Raw genomic sequence first — 19,445 nt, 5'->3', positions numbered from 1 at the left:
CCGACACAGGGGGGTGGCGGAGCGGGTGAGATACGTCGCGATCGGGTGACGTGCGGCGGCGCGTGACCCGTGCGGGCCACGAACGGTGCGCGCGCGGGTGCTGCCGTGCGGCGGATCCGACGGTTTCCGCACGGTAGGTCTCCTGCGTTAGCGTCGGGAGCAGCCAGGTCGTATCGATCCGAACGTCGAAGAGGACCCCGTGGACACGCTCCCCTACCAGGACCCGTCGCTGCCCATCCCGCAGCGGGTCGCCGACCTGATCAGCCGCATGACCCTGCCCGAGAAAGCGGGTCAGATGCTGCAGCTCGACGCGCAGCCGGGCGTCGAGGACCTCGTGCTCGAGAAGCACGTGGGCTCGATCCTGCACGCGTCGCCGCAGCGCGTCCTCGAGGCGCTCGACGCGGTCGACCGCTCGCGCCTGCGCATCCCGCTGCTCATCGCCGACGACGCGATCCACGGCTACTCGTTCTGGCGTGGCGCGACGATCTTCCCGACGCAGCTCGGCGCGGCGGCGTCGTTCGACCCGGCCGCGGTCGAGGCGATGGCGCGCGTGACGGCCGTCGAGGTCTCCGCGACGGGTCTGCACTGGACGTTCTCGCCGGTCGTCTGCCTCACGCGCGACCTGCGCTGGGGCCGCGTCAACGAGACGTTCGGCGAGGACCCTTTCCTGCTGGGCGAGCTCGCGTCGGCGATGGTGCGCGGCTACCAGGGCGACGGCCTGACCGACCCGACCGCGGTCCTCGCGTGCGCCAAGCACTTCGCGGGGTACTCCGAGACGCAGGGCGGGCGTGACGCGTCCGAGGCGGACATCTCGCGCCGCAAGCTGCGCTCGTGGTTCCTGCCGCCGTTCGAGCGGGTCGCGCGCGAGGGTGCGCGCACGTTCATGATCGGCTACCAGTCGACCGACGGCGTGCCGATCGTCGTCAACAAGTGGCTGCTGCAGGACGTGCTGCGCGGCGAGTGGGGCTACACCGGCACCCTCATCACCGACTGGGACAACGTCGGGCGCATGGTCTGGGAGCAGAAGATCGCGGTCGACCCCGAGGACGCCGCCGCCAAGGCCGTCGCCGCGGGCAACGACATGGTGATGACGACGCCGTCGTTCTTCGAGGGCGTGCAGAAGGCCGTCGCCAACGGGCGCGTGTCGGAGGAGCAGCTCGACGCGGCCGTCGCGCGCATCCTCACCGTCAAGTTCGAGCTGGGCCTGTTCGAGGACCCGCGCCGCCCCGACCCGGTCCGCCAGGCCGAGGTCATCGGGTCCGACGAGCACCAGGACATCAACCTGCACGTCACGCGCAGGTCGCTCGTGCTGCTGCAGAACTCGGGCGTGCTGCCGCTGGGCGGCGGGCTCGTCTCCGACCTCGACGGCCGCGCGACGGCGCCCGACGGGTCGGCGCCCGCGCCGCTGCGGCTCGCGCTGGTCGGCCCCAACGCCGACGACGTCGACGCGCAGCTCGGCGACTGGGCGGGCCGCTCGGGCCAGGTCGACTGGATGCGCGAGGAGGGCCACCCGCGCGAGATGACCGAGACGGTCCTCGACGGCCTGCGGGGCCTGCTGCCCGAGACGTGGGAGCTCACGTACGCGAAGGGCGCCGAGATCGGCTGGCTCGGCCCGGACCCCGAGGGCGAGTTCCACCCCGACGGGCAGCCGCGCATGCCGATCATGCACGCGGCCGAGCCGGACGCGGCGATGATCGCGGAGGCCGTGGCCGCCGCCGAGGCGGCCGACCACGTCGTGGCCGTCGTCGGCGACACGATCGGCCTCATGGGCGAGACGCGCTCGACCGCGACGCTCGACCTCGTGGGCGGGCAGGTCGCGCTGCTCGACGCGCTCGCGGCCACCGGCACGCCCATGACGGTCGTCGTCATCGCGTCCAAGCCGCTCGTGCTGCCGGACTCGGCCCTGGCGGCCGACGCGATCGTGTGGGCCGCGAACCCCGGCATGCGCGGCGGGCGCGCGATCGCCGAGCTGCTGCTCGGCACGATCGACCCGGCCGGCCGCCTGCCGGTGACGTTCCCGCGGCACGTCGGCCAGCAGCCGGTGTACTACAACCAGCTGCGCGGCCAGCACGGCAACCGGTACGCCGACCTCACGCAGGACCCGGCGTTCGCGTTCGGCGAGGGGCTGTCGTACTCGACGGTCGAGTACACGGACCTGACGCTCGCGGAGCCGGTGCTCACGCGTGACGGCGTCGTGCGCGCGCAGGTCACGGTGACGAACACGGGCACGCGCCCGTCGCACGAGGTCGTGCAGGTGTACGTCAGCGACCTCGTGACGTCGCTGACGTGGGCGGACAAGGAGTTCAAGGCGTACCGCCACGTCGACGTCGCACCGGGCGAGTCGGTCGTGGTCGACGTCGAGCTGCCGGTCGCGGACTGCACGATCGTCGACGCCGAGGGCGCGCGGGTCGTGGAGCCGGGCGACTTCGCGCTGCTGGTCGGCCGGTCGTCGCGCGACCGCGACCTGCTGCGCGCGGGGTTCACGGTCACGGCCTGACCGGACGTCGCCGAGGGGCCCGGGCGGCGGGTGCCGCCCCGGCCCCTCGTGCGTCCCGCGACCTTTCTCTTGCCATGATGGAAAGTGAGTCTTAGTCTTTCCGTCATGGAAAACCACTCCACGCCGTCCGACCCTCGGAGCGCGCACGAGCTGCTCGCCGACCTCGAGGCCGACCGCTCCGCCGTCGGGACGCGGGTCGGGACGCCGACCTGGCAGATGCTCGTCGGGGGCGCGCTCGTCGCGGTGTTCGTCGCGTCCCCCCTGCTCGGCAAGGACGTCGCCACGGCGGTCCAGATCGGTTTCGTCGCCTTCGCGATCGTCACCTCGTCGTACCAGCGGCGACGGCTCGTACGTCCCCGAGGCGCCGGTCCGGCGGGCGTGCTCGTGATGCTGCTCGTGCTCGCCTTCGTGCTGCTGATGCTCAGCGTGTCCTACGGGCTCGTCGCGGGCGCTCTCGGGCCGTGGGTCGTGCTGCCGGCCCTCGCGGCCGGGGGAGCGACCCTGCTCGGCGTGCGCTACCACGATGCGCTCGTCCTGCGGCGCGTGACCGGTGTCCGCTGACCGTCGCGCGGCCGAGGCCGCGCGGTTCGACGAGGTCGTCCACGCGCCCGTCCGGCTGCGCGTCTGCGGGCTGCTCGCCGCGGCCGAGGAGGTCGAGTTCTCGGTGGTGCGCGACGCGGTCGACGTGTCCGACGCGACGCTGTCCAAGCACGTGAAGGTCCTCGTGGACGCCGGCTACGCGGCCGTGCGCAAGGCGCCGTCGTCCGTCCGGACCGACGCGCGGCTGCTCACGTGGCTCCGCCTGACGCCCGCCGGCCGCCGCGCGTTCTCCGCCCACGTCGCCGCGCTCCGCGCGATCGCCGAGGGCCTCACCCCCTGACCGGACGGCCATCCCGCGCCTCCCCACCCCGTGAGACGTCGATCCAGCCCCCCGCTGGCGTGAGAGGTCGATCCGACCCACCCCCACTGGCGTGAGATGTCGATCCAGTCCACCCCCGCTGGCGTGAGATGTCGATCCAGTTCACCCCCCCCGCTGGCGTGAGATGTCGATCCAGTCCGCCACTTCGTTCGTGACCTCTCGGCAGCACCCCCGGTTCGCCGGGAGCGGGCGATCACGCCCCGAACCAGGGGTCGTCCTGGGTCGCCGCCGCGAGGCCCGGTGACGAGCCGTCGACAGCTCGTCGACGAACGGTCGAACCTTGCGGGACGACCGGACGACCCGGACCGCGTCCGACCGGCGGGAGCATCACGATGACCCGGTGACCGTCCCGTCCGCACCGCCCGCCCACCACGTCCGTCCGTCCAGCGTGCCGCCCGTGCCGTCCGCCGTCGGCGCGCAGGTGCTGCGAGGCCCCCGGTGACCGCCGACGCCGAAGTCGCGGCACCGACCGCGCACGTGACTGCCGTCGTGCCCCGGCGCCTCGGCCAGGTCGCCGTCCCCGTGCGGGCCGTGCGGGCGGTCGACCGGGTCGCCGACGTCGAGATCCTGTTCCGCGCACCGGCGTGCCAGGGCGTCGTCGTGCGCGACGACCGCGGCGCGGGTCGAGTGGGGCTGCTGACGCGTCACCGCTTCACCGAGGTCATGACCGGGCGCCTGGGCTACGGCCGTGCGGTGCTCGCGCGCCGCGTCGTGGGGGAGGTCGCCGACTGGTCGCCGCTCGTGCTCGACGCGTCGACGAGCGTCGTCGACGCCGCGCGCGCCGCGATGGCCCGCGACGCCGCGGTCCGGCACGACGACGTCCTCGTGCCCGGCCCGTCGTGGTCCGCCGCGAGCACGGCCGACCTGGTGCAGGCCCTCACGGCGGCCGTGGCCGACCGCTCGGCCCGCGACCCGCTCACCGGCACGCTGAGCCGCGCGCACCTCGTGGCGACGACCGCGCGCTGGGCGTCCGACGCGCTGCCCGGCACGCAGCGCCGCCTCCTGCTCGCGGCGGTCGACGTGGACCGCATGGACGACGTCAACGCGACGCACGGCCTCGCCGCCGGCGACGCGCTGCTGCGGGCGCTGGCCGACCGCGTCGCGGCCGCGGTGCCCGACGGCGGCGTCGTGGCCCGTCTCGACGGCGACGCGTTCGCGGCGCTCGTGCTGCTGCCCGCGGTCCACGAGCACCGTGCGCGCGAGGTCGTCGCGTCGCTGCGGCAGCGGCTGCACGGCGCATGCGCGGACCTCGGCGTCGACGTGCGCGTCGCGGTCACCGCGTCGGTCGCGGGGTGGGCCGACGCGGGACTGCTGCTCCTGGAGGTCGAGCGCGAGCTGCGCTCGTCCCGCACCCACGGCACCACGACGTCGTCGCCCTCGTCGGGCGCCGCGCGCGCCACGCTCCCCACGCGCCACTGACCCCACCCGTGAGAGGGCGATCCGGTCCGGCGTGCGGGTCGTGGGTCAGCCCGGCCGGCGGTGGTGGAGGAGACTCGATCGCGCTCTCGCGGCAGAGGGGGGTGGCCTTCTCGAGCCGTGGGTGGGCGGCGCAGGCGGGTGGGTCGTGCGGCGCACGCTCCTCCTGCGCGTGAGAGGGCGATCCAGTCCTGCGTGCGCCTCGTGGCACCGGCTGGCCGCGGCGAACGTGACTCGATCGCACTCTCGCCGGTGGGGGTGGGGCGGGCGGGGTCCGTCAGCGGGCGGGCGGCGAGGGGCGTCAGCGGGTCGGGCGTGCCCCGAACGCCTCGGGCACGGCCTCGGCGAGCGCGCGCGTCTCGGGGTGCTGCGGGTCGCGCAGCACGTCGCGCAGCGGCCCGGACTCCACGATCGCGCCCTCGGCGAGCACGAGCACGTGCGACGTCAGGCGGTCGAGCAGGCGCACGTCGTGCGACGCGACGAGCAGGCCGATGCCGTCGGCACGCACGAGCGCGCGGATGTCGCCCGCGATCTCCTCGCGCATCGCGGGGTCGACGGCGGTCAGCGGCTCGTCGAGCAGCATCAGGTCGGGGCGCGCGGCCAGCGCGCGGGCGATCGCGACGCGCTGCCGCTCGCCGCCCGAGAGCGTGCCGACGCGGCGCGTGACGAACCGGATGGGCATGCCGACGACGGCCAGCGCGGCCTCGACGTCGTTGCTCGTGGTGCGGCCGGCCTTGCGGGCCTCGGTGAACGCGTCCTGGACGGTCTGCTCGACCGTGCGCTGCACGTCGATGCCCGCGAGCCCGTTCTGGTGCACGGTGCGCAGGCGCGCCTTGACCTCCTTGCGGCGGCGCATCGGGGTCTTGCCGACCGGGATGCCGTCGAGCGTCACCTGGCCCTGCGCGGGGCGCATGCCGCCGCCGAGGATCTCGACGAGCGTGGACTTGCCGACGCCCGAGCGGCCCAGCAGCCCGACCGCGTCACCGGGGCGCAGCGTGAGGTCGACGCCCGCGAGGACGGGCGGGCCGCCGTAGCCGGCCCAGACGTCGGTGGCCTCGAGGACTGCGCGGGTGCTGCTCATGCGTGCTGCTCGTCTCGTCTCGTCGTCGGCGCCCGGCCGGGTCGCCCTGCTGGTCCCAACGTACGGGCCGCGCCGGGAGATCCCATGATCCGCGCGCGGGTCCGGCGCGGGTCGCGGGCGGCCCGCGTCAGCCGCGCGGCCGGTACGGGCCGGTGCTGCCGCGCACCACGAGCTCGGTGGGCACGGACTCGAAGCTGCCCTCGCGGCGCCCGGACTCGATGGCCTCGAACAGCTTGAGCACGGCCACGCGGCCGGACTCGTCGAACCGCTGGCGGACGGTCGTGAGCGGGGGCCACAGCCACCCGGACTCGTCGATGTCGTCGAATCCGACGACCGACACGTCGTCGGGCACGCGCCGTCCGGCCTCGTGCAGCGCGCGCAGCAGCCCGACGGCCATCTGGTCGTTGGCGCTGAACACCGCGCTGACCGCGGGGTCGGCCGCGAGCGTGCGCCCGGCCTCGTACCCGGACGCCGCGCTCCAGTCGCCGCGCACGACGGGCGGCACGTCGCGGCCCGCGGCGCGCAGCAGCCGCTCCCACTCGGCCTCGCGCTCGGCCGCGGAGTGCGACGTGGTCGGGCCGCCGACCATGTGGACGGTGGGGTGGCCCAGGTCGAGCAGGTGCTCGACGGCCTGGCGCGCGCCGCCGCGCTGGTCGGCGTCGACCGCGGGCCGGTCGCCGGGTGCGGCGGAGTCGAGGATGACGACGGGCGTCGCGGACGGGATCTGCGTCGAGTTCTCGAGGTGGATGTGCTCGTCGCGGATGACGAGGATGCCGTCGACCGACTTCTCGTCGAGGTGCGTGAACGCCGTGCTGATGTCGGACTCGCTGGTCGAGCGCACGGGGTTGAGGACGATCGAGTAGCCGCGGTGCGCGGCGGCCTCGGCGAGCGCGTCGATCGACCGCGTGTTCCCGTACGACGCGAGGTCGTAGACGATGACGCCGATGGTGCGGAACGACCCGCGGCGCAGCGCGCGCGCCGCGCTGTTGGGGCGGTAGCCGAGGCTGTCCATCGCGGCGAGCACGGCGTCGCGCGTGCCGGGGGCGACCTTGGGGCTGCCGTTGGTCACGCGCGACACGGTCTGGGTCGACACGCCGGCGAGGCGTGCGACGTCGATGAGGGACACGCCCCGGCCGTCCGCGGCGGGTGGCTCGCTCGTCATCGTGGGGGTCTCCGGTCGCTGCTGGCGTCGTGGGGGACCGTACCGCGACGCCGGTCGGCAGCTGTGCCGGGGGTCCGGATCGCGGTCCGATCACGGTTCGATCACGTCGGTTGACGGGTCTCGACGGGCCCATGTTAACGTCAACACATCCGATGTCGACGTTAACACCGTCGACGGGTCGCCGACACAGGAGTCGGCAGCCGAAGGGAGACGACGATGTCCGTGGCGGCAGCACCGCCCCCGGCGCTCGCGGAGACAGCCCCGCGCCGCCGGACCCAGCGCTCGTTCACGGGCCTGTTCTTCACCGCGCCGTTCCTCGCGGTGTTCGCGTTCGTGTTCGTCACGCCGGTCCTCTACGCGCTCTACCTCAGCTTCTTCCGCGACCGGCTCGTGGGCGGGCGCTCCTTCGTGGGCGTCGAGAACTACGTCCAGGTCTTCGGCGACGCGAAGTTCTGGGAGGGCGCCGGACGCGTCGGGCTGTTCCTCGCCGTCCAGGTGCCGGTCATGCTCGCGCTCGCGCTCGTCGCGGCCCTCGCGATCGACAGCGCACGGCTGTACGGCACCGGCTTCTTCCGCATCGCGATCTTCCTGCCGTATGCCGTGCCCGGCGTCGTCGCCGTCCTCATGTGGGGCTTCATGTACGGCGACCGCTTCGGCCTCGCCGGCAACATCAACGACCTGCTCGGCAGCCAGGTGCTCGCACCGCTCACGCCGCAGTGGATCCTGGTCGCGATCGGCAACATCGTGACCTGGCAGTTCGTGGGCTACAACATGCTGATCTTCTACTCGTCGCTCAAGACGATCCCGAGCGAGCTGTACGAGGCCGCCGCGATCGACGGCGCGGGCCCCCTGCGCATCGTCCGGGCCATCAAGATCCCCGCCCTGCGGGGCGCGATCGTCATCGCCACGATCTTCTCGATCATCGGCTCGATGCAGCTCTTCAACGAGCCGAACATCCTGCGCACGATCGTCCCGAACGTGATCTCGACCTTCTACACGCCCAACATGTACGCCTACAACCTGTCGTTCGTCGGGCAGCAGGTCACCTACGCCGCGACCGTCGCGATCGTCATGGGCGTGATCACGGGCGTGATCGCCTACGTCGTGCAGCTGCGCGGGCAGCGGGAGGCCACGCGATGACCGCCGCCACGACCCCGCGCCTGCGCCGCGCCGCGGCCCCGCGGCTCGACACCCGCGCCGACCGTCCCGTGCGCCGCTCGCCGGGCCTGACGATCGCGATGACGCTGTTCCTCGTCTACTCGCTCGTGCCGCTCGCGTGGCTCGTCATCAACGCGACCAAGACGCAGCCCGGCCTGCTCGACTCGTTCGGCCTGTGGTTCGCCGACGACTTCGCGCTGGTCGACAACGTCCGGCAGGTGCTCACCTACAACGACGGCATCTTCGTGCGCTGGTTCGCCAACACGCTGCTGTACGTCGTGGTGGGCGCCGGGGGAGCGACGGTCCTCGCGACCTTCGCCGGCTACGGCCTGGCCAAGTTCGACTTCCCCGGCAAGCGCGCGGTGTTCGCGGTCGTGCTCGGGTCCATCGCGATCCCCGGCACCGCGCTCGCGGTCCCGACGTTCCTCATGTTCTCCGAGCTGGGCCTGACCAACACCATCTGGGCGATCATCATCCCGTCGCTCATCTCGCCCTTCGGGCTGTACCTCGTGTGGATCTTCGCGCAGGACTCCGTGCCCACCGAGGTGCTCGAGGCGGCCCGCGTCGACGGCGCGAGCGAGCTGCGCACGTTCCTCACGATCGCGCTGCGCATGATGGTGCCGGGCATCGTCACCGTGCTGCTGTTCGCGGTCGTCGCGACGTGGAACAACTACTTCCTGCCGCTGATCATGCTCAACGACCCCGCGCTGTTCCCGCTGACCATCGGTCTGCAGAACTGGAACGCGCAGGCGGTCGGGGTCGGCTCGACGCCGATCTTCCACCTGGTCATCACCGGGTCGGTGCTGACGATCCTGCCGATCGTCGTCGCCTTCCTCCTCCTGCAGCGCTACTGGCAGTCCGGCCTCACCGCCGGGAGCGTCAAGGCGTGACGAGCGTCCCGGGCGCGGGAGTGCGCCCGGGCACCCCACCCCCCGGCCCGTCGGGCCCACACGATGAAGTGGAAGGACACCCCATGGATGCACGGACCCACCGGCGGCCCCGCGCGGTGCTCGCCGCGGTCGCGCTGGTCGCGACGCTCGGTCTGACGGCCTGCTCGGGCGGCGACGACGGCGGCAGCGGGGGCGGCGGGGGCGGCGACGCCTCGGCCGACGCGGTCGACGCGGCCCTGGAGAAGGGCGGCGAGATCACGTACTGGACGTGGACGCCCTCGGCCGAGGCGCAGGTCGCCGCGTTCGAGGACGCGTACCCGAACGTCAAGGTCAAGCTCGTCGACACCGCGGCGGCCGCCGACCACAACCTGCGCCTGCAGAACGCGATCACCGCCGGCAGCGGCGCGCCCGACGTCGCGCAGCTCGAGTACCAGTCGCTGCCGCAGTTCGTGCTGCCCGGCAGCCTCGTCGACCTCACCGAGTACGGGTTCGCGGACCTGGAGGACAAGTACACGGCCTCGACGTGGGGGTCGGTGACCATCCAGGACGGCATCTGGGGCCTGCCGCAGGACTCCGGCCCGATGGCGCTGTTCTACAACAAGCGCGTCTTCGACGAGAACGGCATCACGGTCCCGACGACGTGGGACGAGTACGTCGAGGCGGGCCGCAAGCTGCACGCCGCGGACCCGACGAAGTACATCACCAACGACGCGGGCGGCGACGCGGGCTTCGGCACGTCGATGATCTGGCAGGCCGGCGGCCGGCCGTTCCAGGTCGACGGCGAGACGGTGACGATCGACCTGCAGGACGAGGGCGCGCAGCGCTGGGCCGACACGTGGAACACGCTCGTGCAGGAGGAGCTCGTCTCGGAGATCTCCGGCTGGAGCGACGAGTGGTTCGCCGCGCTGGCCGACGGCTCGATCGCGTCGCTGCCCATCGGCGCCTGGATGCCGGGCGTGCTGGAGTCCGGCGCGGCGGGCGGGTCGGGCGACTGGGCCGTCGCGCCCATGCCGACGTACGACGGCGGTGAGGCCGTCACGGCGGAGAACGGCGGCTCGGCGCAGGTCGTGCTCGAGCAGTCGAAGAACAAGGCGCTCGCGGCCGGGTTCCTGCGCTGGCTGAACTCGTCGCAGGACTCGATCGACGTCTTCCTGGAGTCCGGCGGCTTCCCCGCCACGGTCGCGGACCTCGAGTCCGACGACTTCCTCAACCAGGAGTCGGAGTACTTCGGCGGGCAGCAGATCAACAAGGTGCTGGTCGACGCCGCGAACTCGGTCGGCAAGGGCTGGCAGTACCTGCCGTGGCAGGCCTACGCCAACAGCATCTACTCCGACACGGTCGGCCAGTCGTACCTCAACCGCGCCGACATCAACGACGGCCTCAAGGCGTGGCAGGAGCAGAACGTCACGTACGGCCAGGAGCAGGGCTACACGGTCGAGGCGGGCTGACCCGCCGGGTGCGCCCGGCCGGCACCCCCTCGGCCGGCCGGGCGCACCCGCCCCTCGCCCTCGCGCGCCCCGCCCGCACCACCCGAGCACCACCGCACCACCCGGAAGGACGCACCCGTGCCCGCACAGCCCCGCATCCGCTACGGCGGCGACTACAACCCCGAGCAGTGGCCGCAGGAGGTGTGGGACGAGGACGTGCGGCTGATGCGCCGCGCGCACGTGACGACGGCGACGGTCGGGGTGTTCTCGTGGTCGCGCCTCGAGCCCCGCCCGGGGGAGTACGACTTCGCGTGGCTCGACGACGTGCTCGACCGCCTGCACGCCGGGGGCGTGCGCGTCGACCTCGCGACGGCGACCGCGTCGCCGCCCGCGTGGTTCGCGCAGCGCTACCCCGACGCGCTGCCGGTCACCGAGGACGGCGTGCGGCTCGCGTTCGGGTCGCGGCAGCACTACTCGCCGTCGTCCCCGGACTACCGGCGGCACGCGCTCGCGCTCGTCGAGCAGGTGGTGCGGCGGTACGCCGACCACCCGGCGCTCGAGATGTGGCACGTCAACAACGAGTACGGCTGCCACGCCGCGCTGTCGTACGACGTGCACACGGTCGCCGCGTTCCGGGCGTGGCTGCAGGACCGCTACGGCACGGTCGACGAGCTCAACCGCGCGTGGGGCACCGACTTCTGGTCGCAGCGCTACGCGGCGTTCGACCAGGTGGGCGTGCCGTCGGCCGCCCCGTCGTTCCGCAACCCCGGTCAGCTCCTGGACTTCCGGCGCTTCAGCTCCGACGCGATGCTCGCGCTGCACCGCGCCGAGGTCGAGGTGATCCGCCGCCACAGCCCGGACGTGCCGATCACGACCAACTTCATGGGCTTCTTCCCGCACACCGACTACTGGGCGTGGGCGCGGCACGTCGACGTCGTCAGCGACGACTCCTACCCGGACCCGGCCGACCCGGCCGCGCACGTGCGGCTCGCCGCGCAGCGCGACCTCATGCGCGGCCTGGGCCAGGGGCGGCCGTGGCTGCTCATGGAGCAGGCGACGAGCGCCGTCAACTGGCGCGAGCGCAACGCGCCCCGCCCGCGCGGGCAGCACCGCGCGCACTCGCTGCAGGCCGTCGCGCGCGGCGCCGACGGGGTCCTGCACTTCCAGTGGCGGCAGTCCGCGGCCGGGGCCGAGCGGTTCCACTCGGCGATGCTGCCGCACGCGGGCGAGGACACGCGGCTGTTCCGCGACGTCGTCGCGCTCGGCGAGGAGCTCGCGGGCCTGTCCGACCTCGTGGGGCAGGGTGTCGACGCGCGCGTCGCGATCGTCCTCGACTGGGACGCGTGGTGGGCGCTCGACCAGCCCGCGACGCCCGCGCGGCTCGACTACGTCGACCGGTTCCTCGACTGGTACGCGCCGTTCCTGCGCCGCGGCGTGACGGTCGACGTCGTCGCCGCGGGCGCCGACGTCACCGGGTACGACCTGGTCGTCGTGCCGCTGCTGCACGCCGCGCAACGCGAGCACCTCGAGGCCTACGACGCGTACGTGCGCGGCGGTGGGCACCTGGTCGTCACCTACGCGACCGCGCTGGTCGACCAGGACCTGCACGTGTACCTCGGCGGGTACCTCGGGCCGCTGCGCGCGACGCTCGGCGTGCGCGTCGAGGAGGTCGCGCCGACGGCCGGGCCCGACGGCACGTCCGGCCCGGGGCTGCGCCTCGCGGGCGAGGTCGCGGGCGACGCGGCGCTGTGGCAGGACGTCCTGGTGGTCGACGACGCGCAGGTCGTCGCGACGTTCGCCGACGGGCACGCCGCCGGGGGAGCGGCCGTCACGCGCCGCGCGTGCGGCGACGGCGTCGCCTGGTACGTCGCCACCCAGCCGGCCGCGGACGTGCTCGACGCGCTCGCGGACCGCTGGCTGCGCGAGGCCGACGTGCCCGCGCTGCTCGCCGCGCCGGTGGCGGGGGTCGAGGCCGTGCGCCGCGGCGACCGCCTCGTCGTCGTCAACCACACCGCCGCGCCCGTGTCGCTCGACGTCGCCGGGCGGCGCGTGGACCTCGACGCGCACGACGCGCACGTGCTGGACGCGGGGGCGGGCGCGTGAGCACGTTCGAGATCGGCGAGCGCGACTTCCTGCTCGACGGGCGCCCGCACCGCGTCGTGTCCGGGGCGCTGCACTACTTCCGCGTGCACCCCGACCTGTGGGCCGACCGCATCCGGTCCGCGCGCCTGCTGGGGCTCAACACGATCGAGACGTACGTCGCGTGGAACTTCCACGCGCCGCGCCGCGGCACGTTCGACCTCACGGGCCCGCGCGACCTGGGTCGGTTCCTCGACCTCGTGGCCGCCGAGGGCATGCACGCGATCGTGCGCCCCGGCCCGTACATCTGCGCCGAGTGGGACAACGGCGGCCTGCCCGCGTGGCTGCTGGCCGACCCGAGCATCGGCGTGCGGCGCCACGAGCCCGGGTTCATGGCGGCGATCGGCGAGTACCTCGACGCGGTCCTGCCCGTGGTCGCGGCGCGCCAGGTGGACCGCGGCGGGCCGGTGGTCGCGGTGCAGGTCGAGAACGAGTACGGCGCGTACGGCGACGACAAGGGCTACCTGCAGGCGCTCGTCGACCTCACGCGCGCGGGCGGCATCACGGTGCCGCTGTTCACGTGCGACCAGGCCGACGACGCGATGCTCGAGCGCGGCGGGCTGCCCGGGCTGCTGCGCACCGCGACGTTCGGGTCGCGCGCGGCCGAGCGGCTGGCGATCCTGCGGCGGCACCAGCCGACGGGCCCGCTCATGTGCATGGAGTTCTGGAACGGCTGGTTCGACTCGTGGGGTCTGCCGCACCACGTCGCGCCCGCCGAGGCGAACGCGCAGGACCTCGACGACCTGCTCGCCGCGGGCGCGTCGGTCAACCTCTACATGGTGCACGGCGGCACGAACCTGGGGCTGACGAACGGCGCCAACCACAAGGGCACCTACCTGCCCATCACGACGTCGTACGACTACGACGCCCCGATCGCCGAGCACGGCGCGGCGACGGCCAAGTACCACGCGATGCGCGCCGTGCTCGCGCGGCACGTGCCCGTGCCCGACGAGCTGCCGGACACCCGTCCGCCCGCGCCGGTGCTGGCGGTCGCCCTGACGCACCGCGCGCCGCTGGCCGCGCTCCTCGACGTCGTGGCGGGCGTGCCGCGCGCGTGGGACCACGTGCCGACGGCCGACGAGGCCGGCCACTGGAACGGGTTCGTCGTGTACCGCACGCGCGTGCGCGCCGACGACCGCGTGCTCGTGGTCGGCGAGGTGCGCGACCGGGCCGTCGTGCTGCTCGACGGCGAGCCGGTCGGCGTGCTGTCCCGCACGGCGCACGAGCACGTGCTGGCGCTGCCGGCGCGCGCGGGCGAGCTCACGGTGCTCGTCGAGGACCAGGGGCGCGTCAACTACGGCCCGCGCATCGGCGAGCCCAAGGGGCTCGTCGGCCCCGTGCGCACCGCGGTGCGCGAGCTCACCGCGTGGACGACGTCCGCGCTGCTCGTGGACCCGCTGCCCGCGGCCGCGACCGACCGGCTCGCGCCCGTGCCCGCCGCCGAGCCGGTCGCGGGCCCCGCGCTGCTCGCGGGGACGTTCGACGCCGAGCCCGGGGTCGACCACTTCTGGTCGACCGACGGGTGGGGCAAGGGCCTGGTGTGGGTCAACGGCACGCTGCTCGGGCGGTACTGGTCGGCCATGCCGACGGGCACGCTCTACGTGCCGGGGCCGCTGGTGCGCGAGCGCAACGAGGTCGTGGTCCTCGAGCTCGGCGGCGCGGCCGACGCGGTCGTGCGGTGCGTCGCGGAGCCCGTGCTCGGGCCGGTCGACGTCTGACGGGACCGTCGGTCGACGAGGTCCGTCGGGCGACGAGGTCCGTCGGGCGACGAGGTCCGTCGGGCGACCGTCGCCAGAGACGACCCGCCGCCGTCCCGGTCCGTGGGACGTGGCCGTGACGAGACCGGGCTGACATCGCTCATCCGCCGTGAGGGTGACGTCAGCCCGGTCTCGTCGACAGTGCGTCTCGCGGTACGGGCGGCTCGGTGAGGGCCGTCGGACCCGGGCGGACCGGTCGCGCCGGGCGGGACCGGTCGCGGGCCGGGCGAGGGCGGGTCGACGCCGGTCGGTGCCGACGGGAGCCGGTCCGTGCGGTGCTCAGCGTCGCCGGGCGACCAGCACCGCGTCCCGCACGGCCACCTCGACCCCGTCGTGCTCGATCGTCCGCTCGAGCACCTGCGGCTCGATCGCGTCCCACTGCGCCGGGTCGAGGTCGGCCGCCACCTGCTCGGCCGTGTGCCCGAGGCGCGCGAGGTGCGGGCGCGGCACGGGCCCGTCGACGTCCGACAGGTCGTGCCCCACGACGAGGAGCGTGCCGCGGGGCGCGACCGCGTCAGCCAGCCACCCCCAGCCCCGGCCGCCCTCGGCGTGCAGGTAGTGCGACGTCACGAGGTCGTACCGGGCGGGCGGCACCCACGTGCGCAGGTCGGCCTCGACCCACGTGACGTCGAGCCCGCGCCTGGCGGCCTCGGTGGCGCCCCGGTCGAGCGCCGTGCGGGAGGCGTCCACGGCGGTCACACGCCAGCCGCGCGCCGCGAGCCACAGCGCGTCACCGCCCTCGCCCGCACCCGCGTCGAGCGCGGTGCCCGGCGGCAGATCGCACGCGACCTGCGCGAGCGACGCGTTGACCCGCCCGCTCCACAGCGTGCCGCGCGTGCGGTACCGCTCCTCCCACCACGCGGGGTCGAGCGTCACCGCGGGGTCGTCGAGGTCGTCGTGGCGCTGGTCGTGGTGCATGGTCTCTCCTTGGTCGTGGAGCTGGTCCGTCGGTGGGGTGGGCTGGATCGCGCTCTCGCGGTGGTGTCGTGCTCCCGGGGTGCGCCGGTGCGCCCTCTCGCGACGTGGGGGCGGCGCCGGCGGTGCGGTCCGGGGTCAGGGGCGGGTCGTGACGCGGGCAGCGCGGGCGGCGGCGACGTCGGCCGTCACGAGCGACGCGTTGACGTGCGCGCCCGCGAGCGAGCCGGCCGCGATGCTCGCGGCGAGCGCGTGCTGCGGGCCGGTGACATTGCCCGCGGCCCAGACGCCCGGCACGGACGTCGCGCCGGTCGCGTCCACCGCCACGGCGCGACCGACGTCCTCGCCCAGGAAGTCGAGCGCGGTGGTCTGCAGGCCGAGGCCGTCGACCACCGCGTCGTCGAGCACCGCGCGCGTCCCGACGAACACCGCGTCGCACGGCACGACGTCGCCGTCGGCCGGCACGAGCCCGGTCAGGGCGTCGTCCTCGACCTGCACGGACGCGACCCGGCCGGGCACGACGCGCACGCCGCGCGCGGCCAGGTCGGCGCGCTGCTCGGCGTCGGGCGCGAACGCGTCGTGCGTGAGCAGCGTGACGTCGGCGCTGAGCTGGCGGACCAGCAGCGCGGCGTGCACGGCGCGCGGGCCGGTCGCGAGCACCGCGAGGCGCCGGTCGCGGACCTCCCAGCCGTGGCAGTAGGGGCAGTGCAGCACGTCGTGTCCCCAGCGCTCGCGCAGGCCCGGGACGTCGGGCAGCACGTCGCGCATGCCCGTCGCGACCACGAGCCGGCGTGCGCGGTGCGTCCGGTCGTCGGTCGTCGTGACCTCGAACGCGGGCTCGGCGGCGGGGCCGGGCGCGGGGACCGTCCGCGCGGCGACGACCCGGGCGCTCGCCACCTCGACGCCGTAGCGGGCGACCTCGTCGCGGCCCGCGGCGAGCAGCGCGGACGGCGGCGTGCCGTCGTGCGTGAGCAGGTTGTGGGCGTGCGGCGAAGTCGCGTTGCGCGGATCGCCGGCGTCGAGGACGCGCACGGTGCGGCGCGAGCGACCGAGGCTCAGCGCGGCGGACAGGCCCGCGGCGCCGCCGCCGAGCACGAGGACGTCGACCGGGGTCAGGGGTGCGTCAGGCATGGCACGAGCCTGCGCGGCGTTGTGCCGTCTTGACAAGAGCCGTTGCCATCATGGCAAATGGAGCCGTGGACGACCTCGACGCGGTGCTCGACACCGTCGGCCCCCGGCTGCGCGCGCTCCGTGAGCAGCGCGGCGCGACGCTCGCCGACGTCGCGGGCGTCACCGGCGTCTCCGTCAGCACGCTGTCGCGCCTCGAGTCGGGCCTGCGTCGCCCCACGCTCGAGCTGCTGCTGCCGCTCGCGCGCTTCCACGACGTGACGATCGACGAGCTCGTCGACGTCCCCGCGGGCGACGACCCGCGCGTGCCCGCGCACCCCACGGTCCGTCACGGCGTGACGTACGTGCCGCTGAGCCGCCGCACCGAGGGGCCCCGCGCGTTCCGCATGGTCTACCCGCCGCGCGTGCACGCCGACGCCGACCGTGAGCCCCGCGTGCACGACGGCTACGAGTGGCTGTACGTGCTCTCCGGCTCGCTGCGGCTCGTGCTCGCCGGGCGCGAGCTCGACCTGGCCGCGGGCGAGGCCGCCGAGTTCGACACACGCGTGCCGCACTGGCTCGGCAACGTGTCCGGCGGCGCCACCGAGGTGCTCGCGGTGTACGGGCCGCAGGGCGAGCGCATGCACGTGCGCGCGCGTCCGCGGCGTCGCGACTGACCGGTCACCGTCCGGTCCGTGGGACGGCCGGCGGGCGAGCCCGGGCTCGCGACCGGTGCAGGGCTGGCCCGGCGGACCGAGCCCGGTCTCGCGGTGGCCGCCGCCCGGATCGTGGATCACCGGGGCGTCCGTGGCGCGCCAGGCGGTCCGGTGACGGAGCGCCTGGGGCACCGTCACCCGGCTCAGCCGAGCGTCGCGGCCACCACCAGCAGCACCGGCACGCACAGCACCGTCGAGACGAGCCCGGCGTCGCGCGCGAGCGCCTCGCCGTGGCGGTAGCGCATCGCGTACACCAGCACGTTCTGCGCGGTCGGCAGCGCCGCCATCGCGACGACCGCGAGCAGCGCGGGCGCCGGCAGCCCCAGCGCGGTGCCGACTCCCCACGCCACGAGCGGGTGCACCGCCGCCCGCAGCGCGACGGCGAGCGCGAGGTCGCGCCGGGGCGCGCGGCCCCCCGTGCCGCGCGGGGCCGCGAGCGACAGTCCGAACGTCACGAGCGCGAGCGGCGCCGCGGCCGCGCCGACCAGCCGGAACGGCTCGTACAGCGCCTCGGGCGCCGACCACGGCAGGGCCGCGAGCGCGAGGCCGGCGAGCGTCGCGAGGATGATCGGGTTGGTCAGCGTGCGACGCGCGACGGCGGCGGCGCGGAGCCGCGCGGGCACCGGATCGGCCGGGACGGCCCCGGTGCCCGTCGTCCCGCGGTCGGGTGCGTCGACGGCGCCGTCCCGCGCCGCGTCGTCCTGACCGGCCCGTTCGCGCGCCGCGTGCGCGTCGAGCACCGTGAACGCGACGGGTGCCAGCACGAGCAGCTGGAACAGCAGCGTCGGGACGACCGCGACCGGGTCGTCGAGCAGGTACACGGCGAGCGGCAGCCCGATGTTGCCGGCGTTGACGTAGGACGACGCGAGCGTGCCGACCGTGACGTCGGCGGCCGGGCGCCGCCAGACCACGCGCAGGACCAGCGCGGCCGTCGCCGCGACGAGGGCCGTGCTCGCCCACGTGGCGGCCGCCGTGCGGGACACCAGCAGGTGCAGGTCGGCGTGCGCGACGGTCGACAGCAGCAGCGCGGGCGTCGCGACCGCGAACACGACGCGCGCGAGCACGGGCGCCGCGCGCTCGCCGAGCACGTGCCACCGCCCGAGCGCCCAGCCGAGCGCGACCACGGCCGCCATGGTGCCGAGCGCGGTGAGCACGGCGGTCATCGACGCGCGTCCCGGGTCACGCGTCGATCCTCGCACGGGGCGCCCGCGCCTCGGAAAGCGCTAGCCGTCGGGTCGCGCGCACGGCTCTCCGCACGGCGCGGCCCGCCCCGGTGCCGACCTCGTCCGGGATGTCCGACCACGTCACGCGCGTGTGACACCGCGCGCGCGGCGGTGCGACGGCGGCAACGCGCACGCAACGCCCGCGACACGTCCGGCTGCGAGCCTTCCCGGGCGCAGGGGGCGCCGCCTCGGTCACGCCGGATCTCCGGCGTCGGCCGTCCGTCCCCGGAAGGACCCGCCCATGCGCGACCGCTCACCCCGCACGAGGGCGCGACGCCGTGCGCTGCACGCGACCGTCGCCGCCCTCGGCCTGCTCCTCGTCGCCGCGGCCCCCGCCGCCGCCGCGCCCGCCGTCGACGAGGTCGCCCTCACCGGCCCGACCGCCGCCGTCCCCGCGGGCGCGTCGGTCGACGTGCGGCTCGACCTGCGAGCGGCCGCCGACGTGTACGCCTACGAGGCGACGCTCGCGTTCGACCCCGCCCTGCTCGCGTACGACCAGGTCACCGACGTCCCCGCCGGCGGTTTCGACGACGTCACGACGGCCCCGGGCGGCGTCACCGTGCGGCACACGCGTCTCGGCACGTCGCCGTCCCTCACGGGCGACGTCACGACGACCGTGCGTCTCACGGCCCTCGCCGGCGGCACCGCGACGGTCCGGCTCGCCGACCTGACGCTCGTCGGCTCCGACGCCGCCACCGACACCCGGGCGGACGCCGCGTCGCTCGACGTCGTCGTGACGCCCGCCCCGACGCCGACGCCGACCCCGCCCGCCCCGACCGCACCCGCGCCGTCGCCCTCCGACGGCGGCGCCGCGGCGCCGTCCCCCTCGGCGACGACCCCCGCCGGCGCGGCCGCAGGCACGGGCACCGGCACCGGCACCGGCGCGGGCGCGGGCGCGCTGAGCGCCACGGGTGCGCAGGTCGCGGGCGTCCTCGCGGTCGCGCTCGCCGCGCTCGGCCTCGGTGCCGTGCTCGTCCGCCGGCGGGCGGTGGCGTCCCGATGACCCGACCGACCCACCCGACCTCGTCCGCACGCCCG

16 protein-coding genes are annotated in these 19,445 nt (G+C 75.0%); 11 read left to right on the top strand and 5 right to left on the bottom strand.

Annotation, left to right across the window (positions count from 1 at the left end):
- Positions 1-199: 199 nt before the first annotated feature.
- The 4 genes from E4A51_RS07125 to E4A51_RS07110 all read left to right on the top strand — a co-directional run bounded on the left by E4A51_RS07125 (position 200) and on the right by E4A51_RS07110 (position 4,835).
- Positions 200-2,497: a glycoside hydrolase family 3 N-terminal domain-containing protein gene (locus E4A51_RS07125; RefSeq protein WP_134851293.1), complete on the top strand. Its 2,298-nt coding sequence runs from the start codon at positions 200-202 to the stop codon at positions 2,495-2,497.
- A 105-nt stretch (positions 2,498-2,602) separates the two neighbouring features.
- On the top strand, positions 2,603-3,058 hold the full coding sequence (locus tag E4A51_RS07120) for a hypothetical protein (RefSeq protein WP_134851292.1): 456 nt from the start codon (positions 2,603-2,605) through the stop codon (positions 3,056-3,058).
- Positions 3,048-3,377 carry a transcriptional regulator gene (locus E4A51_RS07115; protein ID WP_134851291.1) on the top strand — a complete coding sequence of 110 codons (330 nt, stop codon included), beginning with the start codon at positions 3,048-3,050 and terminating at the stop codon, positions 3,375-3,377. The genes E4A51_RS07120 and E4A51_RS07115 overlap by 11 nt, the downstream gene beginning before the upstream one ends.
- A gap of 516 nt (positions 3,378-3,893) precedes the next feature.
- Complete coding sequence (locus E4A51_RS07110) at positions 3,894-4,835, top strand: diguanylate cyclase (protein ID WP_134851290.1); 942 nt, start codon at positions 3,894-3,896, stop codon at positions 4,833-4,835.
- Between the two features lie 298 nt (positions 4,836-5,133).
- On the opposite strand, the gene E4A51_RS07105 is transcribed toward E4A51_RS07110, so the two are convergent.
- A complete protein-coding gene (locus E4A51_RS07105) occupies positions 5,134-5,913 on the bottom strand; it encodes an ABC transporter ATP-binding protein (protein WP_134851289.1) in 780 nt (259 codons plus the stop codon).
- A gap of 127 nt (positions 5,914-6,040) precedes the next feature.
- Entirely contained in the window at positions 6,041-7,075 is a 1,035-nt protein-coding gene (locus tag E4A51_RS07100) for a LacI family DNA-binding transcriptional regulator (protein ID WP_134851288.1), read from the bottom strand.
- Between the two features lie 216 nt (positions 7,076-7,291).
- On the opposite strand from E4A51_RS07100, the gene E4A51_RS07095 reads away from it, so the two are divergent.
- The 5 genes from E4A51_RS07095 (at position 7,292) to E4A51_RS07075 (ending at position 14,407) form a co-directional block, all read left to right on the top strand.
- The gene (locus E4A51_RS07095; RefSeq protein WP_046529254.1) at positions 7,292-8,215 is read left to right on the top strand and encodes a carbohydrate ABC transporter permease; all 924 of its coding nucleotides are present in this window, start codon (positions 7,292-7,294) and stop codon (positions 8,213-8,215) included.
- Complete coding sequence (locus E4A51_RS07090; RefSeq protein WP_046529253.1) at positions 8,212-9,123, top strand: carbohydrate ABC transporter permease; 912 nt, start codon at positions 8,212-8,214, stop codon at positions 9,121-9,123. Before E4A51_RS07095 ends, E4A51_RS07090 begins: the two co-directional genes overlap by 4 nt.
- An 83-nt stretch (positions 9,124-9,206) precedes the next feature.
- Positions 9,207-10,571 (top strand): sugar ABC transporter substrate-binding protein, encoded by a 1,365-nt coding sequence (locus tag E4A51_RS07085; protein WP_134851287.1) that lies wholly within the window; start codon positions 9,207-9,209, stop codon positions 10,569-10,571.
- Between the two features lie 117 nt (positions 10,572-10,688).
- Entirely contained in the window at positions 10,689-12,653 is a 1,965-nt protein-coding gene (locus tag E4A51_RS07080) for a beta-galactosidase (protein WP_134851286.1), read from the top strand.
- On the top strand, positions 12,650-14,407 hold the full coding sequence (locus E4A51_RS07075) for a beta-galactosidase family protein (protein WP_134851285.1): 1,758 nt from the start codon (positions 12,650-12,652) through the stop codon (positions 14,405-14,407). The genes E4A51_RS07080 and E4A51_RS07075 overlap by 4 nt, the downstream gene beginning before the upstream one ends.
- Before the next feature lie 318 nt (positions 14,408-14,725).
- Here the strand turns inward: E4A51_RS07075 and E4A51_RS07070 are convergent, their stop codons facing one another.
- Positions 14,726-15,364: a bifunctional 2-polyprenyl-6-hydroxyphenol methylase/3-demethylubiquinol 3-O-methyltransferase UbiG gene (locus tag E4A51_RS07070; protein ID WP_134851284.1), complete on the bottom strand. Its 639-nt coding sequence runs from the start codon at positions 15,362-15,364 to the stop codon at positions 14,726-14,728.
- A gap of 135 nt (positions 15,365-15,499) precedes the next feature.
- Complete coding sequence (locus tag E4A51_RS07065; protein ID WP_134851283.1) at positions 15,500-16,492, bottom strand: NAD(P)/FAD-dependent oxidoreductase; 993 nt, start codon at positions 16,490-16,492, stop codon at positions 15,500-15,502.
- A 65-nt stretch (positions 16,493-16,557) separates the two neighbouring features.
- Between E4A51_RS07065 and E4A51_RS07060 the strand changes: the two genes are divergently transcribed.
- Entirely contained in the window at positions 16,558-17,145 is a 588-nt protein-coding gene (locus E4A51_RS07060) for a helix-turn-helix domain-containing protein (protein WP_240696411.1), read from the top strand.
- A gap of 182 nt (positions 17,146-17,327) precedes the next feature.
- On the opposite strand, the gene E4A51_RS07055 is transcribed toward E4A51_RS07060, so the two are convergent.
- Positions 17,328-18,347: an AEC family transporter gene (locus E4A51_RS07055; protein ID WP_134851281.1), complete on the bottom strand. Its 1,020-nt coding sequence runs from the start codon at positions 18,345-18,347 to the stop codon at positions 17,328-17,330.
- Positions 18,348-18,648: 301 nt separating this feature from the next.
- On the opposite strand from E4A51_RS07055, the gene E4A51_RS07050 reads away from it, so the two are divergent.
- Complete coding sequence (locus E4A51_RS07050; protein WP_134851280.1) at positions 18,649-19,410, top strand: cohesin domain-containing protein; 762 nt, start codon at positions 18,649-18,651, stop codon at positions 19,408-19,410.
- The last annotated feature ends 35 nt before the right edge of the window (positions 19,411-19,445 follow it).

Origin of the sequence: Cellulomonas sp. HD19AZ1 (assembly GCF_004535805.1) — a bacterium.
In the GTDB taxonomy this organism is placed as follows: domain Bacteria; phylum Actinomycetota; class Actinomycetes; order Actinomycetales; family Cellulomonadaceae; genus Cellulomonas; species Cellulomonas iranensis.
The sequence above is the reverse complement of the archived record's forward strand: the minus strand, read 5'-3'. Positions and strand labels throughout refer to the sequence as shown.

Excerpts from the sequence above, each read along its gene's own strand:
- E4A51_RS07120 (WP_134851292.1), top strand. The coding sequence starts at position 2,603 with ATGGAAAACCACTCCACGCCGTCCGACCCTCGGAGCGCGCACGAGCTG.
- E4A51_RS07105 (WP_134851289.1), bottom strand. The coding sequence starts at position 5,913 with ATGAGCAGCACCCGCGCAGTCCTCGAGGCCACCGACGTCTGGGCCGGC.
- E4A51_RS07100 (WP_134851288.1), bottom strand. The coding sequence starts at position 7,075 with ATGACGAGCGAGCCACCCGCCGCGGACGGCCGGGGCGTGTCCCTCATC.
- E4A51_RS07095 (WP_046529254.1), top strand. The coding sequence starts at position 7,292 with ATGTCCGTGGCGGCAGCACCGCCCCCGGCGCTCGCGGAGACAGCCCCG.
- E4A51_RS07090 (WP_046529253.1), top strand. The coding sequence starts at position 8,212 with ATGACCGCCGCCACGACCCCGCGCCTGCGCCGCGCCGCGGCCCCGCGG.
- E4A51_RS07085 (WP_134851287.1), top strand. The coding sequence starts at position 9,207 with ATGGATGCACGGACCCACCGGCGGCCCCGCGCGGTGCTCGCCGCGGTC.
- E4A51_RS07070 (WP_134851284.1), bottom strand. The coding sequence starts at position 15,364 with ATGCACCACGACCAGCGCCACGACGACCTCGACGACCCCGCGGTGACG.
- E4A51_RS07065 (WP_134851283.1), bottom strand. The coding sequence starts at position 16,492 with ATGCCTGACGCACCCCTGACCCCGGTCGACGTCCTCGTGCTCGGCGGC.
- E4A51_RS07055 (WP_134851281.1), bottom strand. The coding sequence starts at position 18,347 with ATGACCGCCGTGCTCACCGCGCTCGGCACCATGGCGGCCGTGGTCGCG.
- E4A51_RS07050 (WP_134851280.1), top strand. The coding sequence starts at position 18,649 with ATGCGCGACCGCTCACCCCGCACGAGGGCGCGACGCCGTGCGCTGCAC.